Genomic DNA, 10,937 nt, shown 5'->3' on the forward strand with positions numbered 1-10,937 from the left:
GGCGCGGGGTCTGGGGCGGAGCCCCAGGGAACGGTGGAAGGGCGGGTAGGGGACAGGCTCCGCGCAGCGGCACACCCGCAGCCGGGGCCTGTCCCCTACCCGTCAGAGCCCCAGCTCCCGCCGGAAGAACGCCAGTTCCTGCACCATGATCTTCTCCCGCACTCCGCCGGGGGTCATATGCGTGACCCCCGGCAGGGCCAGCAGCGCATGAGGACGCCCCGCATCCGTCAGCGCCCGCGACAACCGCAGCGTGTGCGCGGGATGCACATTGTCGTCGGCCAGCCCCGTCACCAGCAGCAGCGGCCGCGAAAGCCCCGCCGCGTCCGCGAGGAGCGAGTCCCGCTCGTACACCTCGGGGTGCTCCGCCGGCAGGCCCAGGTACCGCTCGGTGTACGCCGTGTCGTAGTGCCGGAAGTCCGTCGGCGCGGCCCCCGCCGCGGCCGCGTGGAAGACGTCCGGCCGCCGCAGCACCGCGAGCGCGGACAGGTACCCGCCGTACGACCACCCGCGGATCCCGACCCGGCCGAGGTCGAGGTCGGCGTGCCGTTCCCCGAGCGCCCGCAGCGCCGCGACCTGGTCGTCCAGGGTGACGTCCGAGAACCCCCGGTACATGGCGTGCGTGAACCGCGGGGAGACGTACGCCGTGCCCCGGTTGTCGATGGTCACCACGGCGAACCCCTGGTCGGCCCACCACTGCCGGTGCTGCCAGCGTCGCGGCTCCGCGCAGACGTCCTGCGCGCCGGGGCCGCCGTAGCTGTCGAGCAGGACGGGCAGCCGGGTGCCGGGTACGTGCCCGCGCGGCAGCACGATTGCGGTGGGGATCCCGTGCTCGGTGACCCGCTCCAGCACCGGGACCACCCGGTACGGCATCGGCTGCGACAGGTCCCCCGGAGTGAACTCCCGCCCGTCCGCGGTCCGCAGGACCCGCCGGATCCCGTCGGCGTCGGCGGAGGTCAGCAGCAGCGCCCCGCCGGCCCCCTGGACCGAGTGCACCCCGGGTCCGTCCGCGAGCGGGCTCAGCTCGCCGGTGTCCGGATCCAGGAAGAACACCTGCTGTTCGGAGGGGTCGCGCCGGGCGCCCTCGATCAGCAGCCGGTCCCCGTGGGCTCCGGCCACCCGGCGGACCTGGAGCTCGTCGCCGGTCAGGAGCACCCCGTCCACCGCGAGCCCGCGGGCCGCCCCGCCCGGGGTGTCGGCGCTGGTCAGCATCCGCCCGTCGGGGAGCCGCGCCGGGGTGCCGGGGACCATGGGGTCCACCCACCGCGGGTCCGTGGTGCGCGACAGCTCCCGGGTCCGCCCGGTGGCCGGGTCGGCGGAGAGCAGCACGACGCGCTGCTGGAGCCGGTCCTGCACGGTCAGCAGGATCTCCCCGGGCGACTCCCAGCCGGCGTCGGAGACGTACGGGTAGGTCAGCGCGTCCCAGTCGAGCCGTACGGGGCCGCGGCCCGGCCCGAAGATCCACAGCTGCACGTCCGCGTTGGGGCCGCCCGCCTCGGGGTACGCGAAGTCCTCGGCCGCCAGCTCCGGGTGCGCCGGGTCGGCGAACCAGCGCCGCTGGAGGGCGGATTCGTCGACGCGGGCGGCGAGCAGGCTCTCCCCGTCGGGGGACCACCAGTGCCCCCGGGAGCGCCCGAGCTCCTCGGCGGCCGCGAACTCGGCGAGGCCCCAGCGGGCTCCGTCCTCGGGGCTGATCCGGCCGCCGGGGGCGGCGTACAGGGCGTCGTCGGCCACGTACGCGACGCGGGAGCCGTCGGCGTTGGGGCGGGGATCGAAGGCGGGCCCGGCGACCGGGACCTCCTTGGGCTGAGCGGGCTGCGCGGGCTCCCCGGTCCGTCCCGCTCCGGAGGCGCACGTGACCTCGTACAGCCGCCCGTACAGCGGGAACACCGCGCGCAGGCCGTCGCCGGAGAGCGCGTACGAGCCGATCCCGGCGGCGACGAGCCGGGTCCGCTCGCGCAGGCGGCGCTCGGCGACGGGCAGCGGCGGGGGTACGGCCTCGGAGGACAGCTCGGGGCACAGTTCGCGGGGGTCGGCGAGCCGGGTTTCGGCGCCGGTGGCGGTGTCCAGGACCCAGAGGGCGTCGAGGGGGTCGGTGGGTCCGGTGGAGCGGAGGAACCAGAGGAGCCGGCCTTCGTCGCCGAAGGCGAAGGCGCGCGGGGCGCCGTAGGTGAACCGGGCGGTGCTCGCGGAGAGCCTGAGGAAGTCATCCATGCGATCCATGGAGTTAGTGTGTCATGTGAAATACCACATAACACATGCCACATAGACTAGGCCGTTCGAGTGGTGTCCCTTGGGGCGCGGGCTTAGCGTCGAAAAGGTGGACCCGAACGCTACGCCGAGCACCACCAGCACTGGGACCAACGGCAAGGTCCGAGGAAGCGGACACGGCCTCGCCCTGCTCGTGATCGCCTCCTGCCAACTCATGGTCGTTCTCGACATCACCATCGTGAACATCGCGCTGCCGCACATCCAGACGGCCCTCGGCTTCTCCACGGAGAGCCTGTCCTGGGTGGTCAACGCCTACACCCTTACCTTCGGCGGCCTGCTGCTCCTCGGCGGGCGCACCGGCGACATCCTCGGCCGGCGGCGCGTCTTCATGTTCGGCGTACTGCTCTTCGGCCTGGCCTCACTGCTGGGCGGACTCGCCCAGAACGCCGGTCAGTTGATGGGCGCCCGCGCCCTCCAGGGCGTCGGCGGAGCCATCGCCTCGCCGACCGCGCTCGCGCTGATCACCACCACCTTCAAGGAAGGCCCCGAACGCAACCGGGCGTTCGGGGTGTTCGCCGGCGTCTCGGCGGGCGGCGGCGCGATCGGGCTGCTCGCGGGCGGCCTCCTCGTGGAGTGGCTGAACTGGCGGTGGGTGCTCTTCGTCAACGTCCCCATCGCCGTGCTGATCGCCCTGGCCACCCCGAAGGTGATCCGCGAGTCGGAACGCCATCCCGGACACTTCGACTTCGTGGGCGCCCTGCTCTGCACGCTCGGCATGGTCTCGCTGGTCTACGGATTCATCCGCGCCTCTCAGGACGGCTGGCGGGACGGGCTGACGCTCGCCTCCTTCGCGGTCGCCGTGGTCCTGCTGAGCCTCTTCGTGATCAACGAGCGGCGCTCGCCACAGCCGATCACCCCGCTGCACATGTTCGCGGACCGCAACCGGGCCGGGACCTACGCGATCATGCTCTTCTTCGCCTGCGCGATCTTCGGCATGTTCTTCTTCCTGACCCTGTTCGTGCAGAACGTGCTGGGCTTCAGCCCGCTGCGGGCCGGACTGGCCTTCCTGCCGGTCAGCGCGATGATCGCGGTGATGGCGGGGATCACCTCCCAACTGCTCCCGAAATTCGGGCCGAAGCCGTTCATGGTGGCGGGATCCCTGTGCGCGGCCGGCGGACTGGCCTGGCTCACGCGGACCGACATCCACTCGACGTACCTGGGCAGCATCCTGGGCCCGATCCTGGTCTTCGCCGCGGGCATGGGCATGCAGTTCGTGTCCCTGACCCTGATGGCGCTGTCGAACGTCCCCGAGCGGGAGTCGGGCGCGGCCTCCGGGCTGCTCAACTCGATGCAGCAGGTGGGCGGCTCGCTCGGACTGTCCATCCTGGTCACGGTCTTCGGCACGGCCAGCCGCAACGAGGCCAAGGGGCAGGTGGGTTCCTTCCTGCGCGACTCGACGCCGGAGCAGAAGGCCTTCTTCGCCCGCACCAAGCAGTTCCCGAAGCCGTGGAGCGATCAGGTCCTCACCTCGGGCGTCAGCGCCGCTTTCGTGGCGGCGGCCGCGTTCACCCTGGTCACGGCGCTGATCGCGCTCTTCGTCATCCAGGTCAGACCCTCGGACCTCGCCCGCCTCCAGGGCAACCACACCCCGGCGCCGACGAAGGCCTGACCGGCCCCCGGGCGCCCGGGGGCCGGCGGCGCCAACCGCCTACTACTCGTCTACTACTCGCCTGCGCGCCGTATCCGGCAGCGCGCCGGGCCCACGGTGTTCAGGGTGATCCCGGCGCTGACCGCGATATCGGTGTCCACGGCCTCGAACTCGTACTCCCGCAGGATCATCGCCAGCGCGACCACCGACTCCAGCATCGAGAAGTGCTGTCCGATGCAGGCGCGCGGGCCCCCGCCGAAGGGGAACCAGGCGTAGCGCGGCCTGGCCGCCTCCGCCTCCGGGGTGAATCGGTCGGGGTCGAAGCGCTCCGGGTCCGGCCAGTAACGGGGGTGGCGGTGGGTCACCCACGGAGCCACGATCACGTCCGCGCCCGCCGGGATGGTGTGGCCGTCCACCTCGGCCGCCGCGACCGAGCGACGGCCGATGATCGGGGCCGCCGGGTAGAGCCGCATGGCCTCCTTGAGCACCTGGGTGAGGTACGGGAGCCGGTCGAGGTCGGCGGCCCCGGGCGTACGGTCGCCCAGGACCGCGGTGATCTCGGCGCGGGCCCGGTCCTGCGACTCGGGGTGGCGGGCCAGCAGGTGGAGGGAGAAGGAGAGCGAGGTGGCGGTCGTCTCGTGCCCCGCGAGCAGGAAGATCAGTACCTGTTCGCGCAGTTCGTTGGCGTCGAACTCCGCGTCCTGCGCGCTCGTGGCGGCCGCGAGCAGCGACAGCAGGTCTTCACCCTCGCCCTCGGCGGCGGGACCTCCCCGGCGCTGGGCGATGATCTTGTCGCAGACCCCGTACAGCTCGTCCAGCGCGGCGTCCGCCCGCTTGTTGGCCGGCGTGGGCCAGTTGCGGGGGACGTTCACGGGGGAGTAGCCGCGGCGCAGCACGTACTCGGTGATGACCGGAAAGCATCGGTCCACGACGTCTACGGTGGCTTCCACATCGGCGCCGAAGAGGATCCGGGCGACCGCGCGCAGGGCGAGGGCCATCATCTCGTCCGAGACGTCGACGATGCCGTCCGGGAACCGCTCCCAGGTGCTGAGGGTCGACGCGGTCTCCGAGGCGACGGCCTCGGCGTACCCGTCCACCCGGCGCTTGGTGAACAGCGGCTGGACCAGCCGCCGTTGGCGCAGGTAGTCCTCGTCCTGGCTGGTCAGCAGGCCGTTGCCGAGGGCGTCCCGGACCTCTTGGTATATGGCGTTGTCCTTGCGGAAGTTGGCCGCCTGCGAGGCCAGCACCTGCTGGACCCCCTCCGCCGAGAACACGCAGTGCAGCTCGGCGCGCAGTCCCGGCGGGCCGGCCGTGACCCGGACGACGTCGCCGTGCTCGTGGTGCGCGCGCAGATACGTACCGAGCGAATCCGCCTTGAGGTCGGCGAGGGACCCGAGCAGCGGTGCGCCCGCGAGCCGGGGTGTCTCCGTGGTCCGCGTACCGGCGTCCGTGCCTGTGCGTGCTGTTCCCGTTGTTGCCATGGCTCCGCCCTCAGAATGTACTGACGGCCCGATTCTCCAGGTGGGCGCGGCCCCGGGCGAGGGTCGCGGCGCCATCCGGCCGAATACCGCCGCTCCCCTTCTCCTCCTCTTCTCCTCCCCCGGCCGCCTACTTGTCGCAGGCGATGCCGTCGTTGTCCCGGTCGAGACGCTTGTCGTAGCCGGGCTGCCCGCGCCGCATGGGGGCCGCGCCGGCGGCCTTGGCCTCGGCGCAGCTCTTGTAGCTGACGTCGTCCTTGGGGCCGGGAGCCGGGGTCGGACTGGACTTGGGCTTCGGGTTGGCCTGGGGCGGTGTCGGGGTGGGCGCGCGGCTCGGGCTCTTGCCGGGGTGCAGGGTGGCGCCGGCCTTCTCCGGGCACGGGGTCCCTGGCGCGGTGAGCGAGATCTCGACCGAGGTGGTGTCCGGCACGGGGCTTTCGGCCGCCGGAGTCTGGAAGCAGACCGTCCACTGGGCGTGGTCGGTGGCGAGCGGGACGTCGACGTACGCACTGCGGACCTCGACCGGCTTGCTGGTCAGCCCCTTGACGAGGACCTCGGCCTCGGCGTCCTTCTTGCCGATGAGCGCGGGCATGCCGGGCTTGGCGATGGAGCTCGGCGTGGGCGGAGCCCCCGGTTTGTCGGCACCCTTCGGCGCGGCCTTGTCCTCGCACCCGGCGACGAGCAGCACGACGGCTCCCACGGTGGCCGCTATGGCGACGCTCCGACGGTGAAACATGAATGACCCCCCAGATCAACGGCGTGGAACCGCCGTAGCCTAGTCGCGCGGGGGACGGGCGCTGAGGCGAAGGATCGTTCCGCCTCCAACTCGACCTGTAATCAAGGGAGTCGAGGTGCAAGGCGACACGCTCACCTTAGAGTGAGGATCCCGCCGCGGGCGCCGCGGGGCCGCCAGGGTGAGGGCATGATCACTTCCGCTCTGCGCCGACGCGTCGTCGTCCTCGCGACCGTCCTCGCCGCAGCTCTGTTGCCGCCGGTTTCGGCTTCCGCCTCCGTCCACGCGGCGGCGCCCGCGAACTCATGTCCCCGGGTCCAGAACCACCTGTTCGCCGCCGCCGACGAGAGCGTGGAGATCGAGCGGATCACCCCGTCCCCGTCCTGGCGGATCAACTGCAAGCAGCTCTACCGCTCGGACGGCCGCCCGCCGGAGGTGGTCTTCGAGGAGGGCTTCCTCCCCAGGGACACCCGCAACGGCCAGTACGACATCGAGAGCTACGTCCTGGTCAACCAGCCCTCCCCCTACGTCTCCACGACCTACGACCACGACCTGTACAAGTCCTGGAAGAGCGGCTGGAACTACTACATCGACGCCCCGGGCGGGGTGGACGTCAACCAGACCATCGGCGACACCCACAAGTACGCCCGCCAGGTCGAGGTCGCCTTCCCGGGCGGCATCGAGCGCTCGTTCATCGTGGCGGTCTGCCGGGTCGACACCGTGAAGAAGGTCGAGGTCATGGACGAATGCCGGGACAACCCCCACTACCAGCCCTGGCGCGCCAACTACCCGGGCTGACCCCTCTCGCGGCCGGGGCTCCCGTCACCCTCCACTCGGAGTGTCGGGGGCCCCGGCCACACGCCGACAGGGCCCAGCGGCAGCCATCACCCGATGATGGCGTCGAGCTCCACTTCGACGAGCCAGTCGGCGTCGATGAAATGGGAGACCTCCACGAACGTGCAGGCGGGACGGACCGACGCGAACCGCTCACCGTGCGCCCGCGCGGCTTCCTTCCACGTCGTCACGTCGGTGAGCATGATGCGGGTCCGCACCACGTCCCCCAGCGACGCCCCCGCCTCGTTCAGCGCGGCTTCGGCGATGTCCAGACACCTGACGCTCTGGGCGTAGACGTCACCCCGCCCCACGGTCCCCCCGTCGTCCCCGATGGGAGCGGTCCCGGCCACCACGACGTGCGCGCCCTTGCGAACCGCCCGGGAAAACCCGATCCGCGGTTCGAGCGGCGACCCGGAACCGACGTTCTGCCGATCATGATCCATGGCCCCATATTCGCAGCACACACCGTCAGTTCTCCAGATAAGCGGCAACCCCCGACCGGCGCGCGCGGTCGATCACCCCGAGCCGGCCGAAGTTCGCGGGCGACATGATCTTCTCCCACTCGTCCACCGACAGGACGCGGTACTCACTGTGCTCGGCCGGGTCCAGGACCACGGCTTCGATCTGCTCGTCCGTGAGGACGCCGCCGTCGAAGACGAAGCCGATGTGGCTGGTGTGCCACGCTTCCCCGCGCGGGGCGATGAAGTGGGTCCCGAGAAGCCTTTGCGGACCGGTGAAGATGATGCCCGTCTCCTCCAGACACTCCCTCACCGCGCACTCCCACGGAGTCTCACCGTGGTCCCGGTTCCCGCCCGGCCACTGCCAGACTTCAGTGGAGTAGGTGGCCCTGAGCTGGAAGGGCCGGCCGGCCGCGTCCGTGAAGTACAGACAGGCGTACGAGGTGGCCGGTGGAAGCGTCGCGATGTAATCGCGCGGCGGCAGCCACGTCATGATGCGGCTCCTTCGGCCCGGGCGGTCACGAGCAGAGTGCCGAGGTCGAGCGGATCCGGGGCCGGGTGCACCTGTGCGCGGACGCGCCCGAAGCCCGACTCGATGAGCATGTCCTGCCACATTTCCGGTGTGTACGACCAGCGCCTGACGGTGATGGGCCGGCCGCGCAGGGCTCCGGGGTACATGCCCTGGGGGCCGTAGCAGCCCTCCACCGCCGGTGCGTGGCTGAAGAGGAGAGTCCCCTCAGGGGTGAGCACCGAGCGGATCAAGGGCAGCAGGATGCGGGGGTCGTTGAACCACACCGCCCCGAAACGGGAGATCACCGCGTCGAAGGACTCCGTGGTGCTGGTGAGGTACTCGATGACGTCCCGCTGCTCGAACCGGGCGTCCATGCCCTCGCACCGCTCGCGGGCCCGCTCCAGGTGGGCGGGGGCGAGGTCGATGCCGGTGACGGGGATGCCCCGGCGGGCGAAGTGGACCAGCTCCTTCGCGTCACCGCAGCCCAGCTCCAGCACGCTCTTCGGATGGCCGGCGAGGTCGAGGCCGGGGCCGTGTTCCTCGTACTGGGTCCATCCGCGGAACCTGGTGTCGTCGGGCCATTCGGTGATGCCCCAGCCCTCGGCGTAGTCGTCCCAGTAGCTCTGACGCGTCATATGGCGCTCCGGTCGGTAGACGTGCCTCCAGACTCGGGGTTTTCAGCGACGCCGGGTACCCGGGGCCAGAGGGTTTCGGCCGGTGACCGGACAGGTGGTCAGCTGTCCAGTGAGAGTGCGTTCTTGGCGTGCGCGACGGATTCCTCCGAGGCGGGTCCGCCGGGGTTCTCGGTGGCCAGGGCCTGGTTGAGGGTGACGAAGGGGCGCATCCGCTGCTCGTAGCGGGCGTACGCGGTGTGGTGGTCGCCGTCGGCCCGGGCGAGGCAGCCGGCCAGCACATGGGCGCCCACCAGAGCCAGGCTGGTGCCCTGCCCCGAGAGGGGGGAAGGGCAGTAGCCGGCGTCTCCGAGTAGGGTCACCCGACCCCGCGACCACTGGTCCATGCGGATCTGGGCCATGGCGTCGCAGTAGAAGTCGGGTGCCTTCCGGGCGGCCTCGGCCAGGCGGGTCCCTTCCCACCGCATCGACGCGAGCTTGTCCACGACGAGCCGCCGCAGCGTGCCACCGTCGCGGAGGCCGTGCGCGAGGGGGGCGGATGCGAAGCCGAAGGCGATCCTGAGCTCGGTGTTGTCGCGCACGGGCATGATGCCGAAGCCCGCGTCGCCGTCCCGGAGCCACAGCTGCCAGTCGTCCAGGCCGAGGAAGTTGTCCGCGCTGAACACCGAGAGGTAGCTCCCCAGGTGGTGGGCGAAACGCTCCTCCGGACCGAAGGCCAGGCGCCTCACCGTGGAGTGGAGGCCGTCGGCCCCGACCACGAGGTCGAAGGTGCGGGACGGTCCGTGCGCGAAGTCGACGTGAACGCCGGCCTCGTCCTCGTCGAGCGCGGTGATGCTGTCGCCGAAGAGGTGCTCGACGTCTGCGCGCGCGTGCTCGTACACCATCCGTACCAGGTCCTCGCGCAGCACCTCGATGTCCTCGCTGTCGAGCCGGCCGCTGCTGAAGGTCGCCTCGGTGGAGCGGTCGACCTCGCGGCCGTCGGGGTCGAGGATCGACATGCCGCGCATCCGGGTCCGTACGCCGCTCGCCCGCTCCAGCAGGCCCATCCGCTCCACGACTTCGAGCGCGACGCCGCGGATGTCCACGGCCTGGCCGCCGGGGCGTTGGCCCGGAGCGCGTTCGACGATGGTGGGGGCGAAGCCGTGGCGGCGCAGCCAGTAGGCGAGGACGGGCCCGGCGATGCCGCCGCCGGAGATGAGTACGGTCTGCATGAGAGTCTCCTCCAGTGCTTTGTACGATGTACGCGCACTGAACGTACGCCGTACGTGCAGCCCCTTCAACTGGCCAAATATGGGGCCTGTACTAGGTCAGGTACCTCCCCGTTCGGCATCGTCGCTGCTAATCTCTGCACTAGTACAGGACAGGAAGGCGGCAGGGCGTGACGAAGGCCACAGGCGCAGTCGGTGATCCGCCTTCTCCACCCTCTCCACCCTCTCCACCCTCTCCGCCCTATCTGCGCATCGTCGCCGCGATCCGGCGGCGCATCGCGGACGGTGAACTCGCCCCCGGGGACCGGGTTCCCTCGACCCGCCAGATCGCCGCGGAGTGGGGCGTCGCGCTCGCCACCGCCACCAAGGCCCTGACCACCCTTCGCCTGGAGGGACTTGTCGAGGCCCGGCCCCGGATCGGCACGGTCGTCGCCGGAACCTCCTCTGCCCCGGACCCCGCCTCCGCTCCGCAGGCCCGCAGGCGCCCGTCACCCGCCCCGGACCCCGAGCAGGAGCTGAGCCTCGCCCGGATCGTCCGTACCGCCATCGGGATCGCCGATGCCGAAGGGCTCGCGGCTCTCTCCATGCGCGGGGTCGCGGCACGGCTCGGCGTCGCGGCGATGTCGACCTACCGGTACGTCCCGAGCAAGGAAGACCTCGTCCTGCTCATGGCCGACGCCGCCTTCGGCGAGGAGTCCTACCCCGCGGTCGCCCCCGAGGGCTGGCGTGCCCGCATCGAGCTGGGCGGCCGGACCCTGTGGAGCCTGTACCGGAAGCACCCGTGGCTGGCCCAGCTGGGCTCCCTCACGCGCCCGTTGCTCGTACCCAATCTGATGGTCCACGGTGAGTGGGTGCTGGGCGCCCTCGACGGCCACGGCCTCGACCCCACGACGCTGTTCGACATCCACGTCCTGCTCTACAGCCATGTCCAGGGCCTGGCGGTGCACCTGGAGATGGAAGCGCACGCCGAAGCCGCCACGGGCCAGTCGGAGGACCAGTGGATGGACAGCCGTGCCCCCGCCCTCCGAGAACTGGTGGAATCCGGCCGCTTCCCGACCTTCGCCAAGGCGGTCGGAGCCTTCGAGGACGGCTACGACCTCCGCCTCGACGCGCTCTTCGAATTCGGCCTCAAGGCACTCCTCGACGGCCTGACCCCCGTCATCGAAGGCCGGGAAGCCGCCGCGCGGAAATGACGCGGGCCCCGTCACCTTCCACGGAGGGTGACGG

The 10,937-nt window shown here is 71.2% G+C and carries 10 protein-coding genes; 3 read left to right on the forward strand and 7 right to left on the reverse strand.

Features of this window, described 5'->3' with window-relative positions:
- Positions 1-102: 102 nt before the first annotated feature.
- Positions 103-2,220, reverse strand: coding sequence for a prolyl oligopeptidase family serine peptidase (locus ACFXDJ_RS35615; RefSeq protein ID WP_384660776.1), 2,118 nt, complete (start codon positions 2,218-2,220; stop codon positions 103-105).
- Between the two features lie 97 nt (positions 2,221-2,317).
- Here ACFXDJ_RS35615 and ACFXDJ_RS35620 point away from each other — a divergent pair, with 97 nt between their 5' ends.
- A complete protein-coding gene (locus tag ACFXDJ_RS35620; protein WP_384660772.1) occupies positions 2,318-3,877 on the forward strand; it encodes an MFS transporter in 1,560 nt (519 codons plus the stop codon).
- A 53-nt stretch (positions 3,878-3,930) separates the two neighbouring features.
- Here the strand turns inward: ACFXDJ_RS35620 and ACFXDJ_RS35625 are convergent, their stop codons facing one another.
- Positions 3,931-5,337, reverse strand: a complete 1,407-nt coding sequence (locus tag ACFXDJ_RS35625) for a cytochrome P450 (protein WP_384660769.1) — start codon at positions 5,335-5,337, stop codon at positions 3,931-3,933.
- Between the two features lie 127 nt (positions 5,338-5,464).
- Positions 5,465-6,070, reverse strand: a complete 606-nt coding sequence (locus tag ACFXDJ_RS35630) for an excalibur calcium-binding domain-containing protein (protein ID WP_384660766.1) — start codon at positions 6,068-6,070, stop codon at positions 5,465-5,467.
- A gap of 186 nt (positions 6,071-6,256) precedes the next feature.
- On the opposite strand from ACFXDJ_RS35630, the gene ACFXDJ_RS35635 reads away from it, so the two are divergent.
- A complete protein-coding gene (locus tag ACFXDJ_RS35635) occupies positions 6,257-6,865 on the forward strand; it encodes an ADP-ribosyltransferase (protein ID WP_384660764.1) in 609 nt (202 codons plus the stop codon).
- 86 nt (positions 6,866-6,951) lie between these two features.
- Here the strand turns inward: ACFXDJ_RS35635 and ACFXDJ_RS35640 are convergent, their stop codons facing one another.
- From ACFXDJ_RS35640 to ACFXDJ_RS35655, 4 genes are all read right to left on the reverse strand, one after another.
- Entirely contained in the window at positions 6,952-7,344 is a 393-nt protein-coding gene (locus tag ACFXDJ_RS35640) for a RidA family protein (protein WP_384660762.1), read from the reverse strand.
- A 25-nt stretch (positions 7,345-7,369) separates the two neighbouring features.
- Positions 7,370-7,852, reverse strand: a complete 483-nt coding sequence (locus ACFXDJ_RS35645; protein WP_384660759.1) for an NUDIX domain-containing protein — start codon at positions 7,850-7,852, stop codon at positions 7,370-7,372.
- Positions 7,849-8,505 (reverse strand): class I SAM-dependent methyltransferase, encoded by a 657-nt coding sequence (locus ACFXDJ_RS35650; protein ID WP_384660757.1) that lies wholly within the window; start codon positions 8,503-8,505, stop codon positions 7,849-7,851. Before ACFXDJ_RS35650 ends, ACFXDJ_RS35645 begins: the two co-directional genes overlap by 4 nt.
- A gap of 98 nt (positions 8,506-8,603) precedes the next feature.
- Complete coding sequence (locus ACFXDJ_RS35655) at positions 8,604-9,713, reverse strand: FAD-dependent monooxygenase (protein ID WP_384660754.1); 1,110 nt, start codon at positions 9,711-9,713, stop codon at positions 8,604-8,606.
- A 167-nt stretch (positions 9,714-9,880) separates the two neighbouring features.
- On the opposite strand from ACFXDJ_RS35655, the gene ACFXDJ_RS35660 reads away from it, so the two are divergent.
- Complete coding sequence (locus tag ACFXDJ_RS35660; RefSeq protein ID WP_384660751.1) at positions 9,881-10,903, forward strand: TetR/AcrR family transcriptional regulator C-terminal domain-containing protein; 1,023 nt, start codon at positions 9,881-9,883, stop codon at positions 10,901-10,903.
- Positions 10,904-10,937: the final 34 nt, after the last annotated feature.

The sequence above is a fragment of the Streptomyces sp. NPDC059443 genome (assembly GCF_042750105.1).
Taxonomy (GTDB): domain Bacteria; phylum Actinomycetota; class Actinomycetes; order Streptomycetales; family Streptomycetaceae; genus Streptomyces.

What these genes read in the sequence shown, in the direction of transcription:
- ACFXDJ_RS35640 (WP_384660762.1), bottom strand. Translation starts at nt 7,344, where the DNA reads ATGGATCATGATCGGCAGAACGTCGGTTCCGGGTCGCCGCTCGAACCG.
- ACFXDJ_RS35625 (WP_384660769.1), bottom strand. Translation starts at nt 5,337, where the DNA reads ATGGCAACAACGGGAACAGCACGCACAGGCACGGACGCCGGTACGCGG.
- ACFXDJ_RS35650 (WP_384660757.1), bottom strand. Translation starts at nt 8,505, where the DNA reads ATGACGCGTCAGAGCTACTGGGACGACTACGCCGAGGGCTGGGGCATC.
- ACFXDJ_RS35615 (WP_384660776.1), bottom strand. Translation starts at nt 2,220, where the DNA reads ATGGATCGCATGGATGACTTCCTCAGGCTCTCCGCGAGCACCGCCCGG.
- ACFXDJ_RS35635 (WP_384660764.1), top strand. Translation starts at nt 6,257, where the DNA reads ATGATCACTTCCGCTCTGCGCCGACGCGTCGTCGTCCTCGCGACCGTC.
- ACFXDJ_RS35645 (WP_384660759.1), bottom strand. Translation starts at nt 7,852, where the DNA reads ATGACGTGGCTGCCGCCGCGCGATTACATCGCGACGCTTCCACCGGCC.
- ACFXDJ_RS35655 (WP_384660754.1), bottom strand. Translation starts at nt 9,713, where the DNA reads ATGCAGACCGTACTCATCTCCGGCGGCGGCATCGCCGGGCCCGTCCTC.
- ACFXDJ_RS35630 (WP_384660766.1), bottom strand. Translation starts at nt 6,070, where the DNA reads ATGTTTCACCGTCGGAGCGTCGCCATAGCGGCCACCGTGGGAGCCGTC.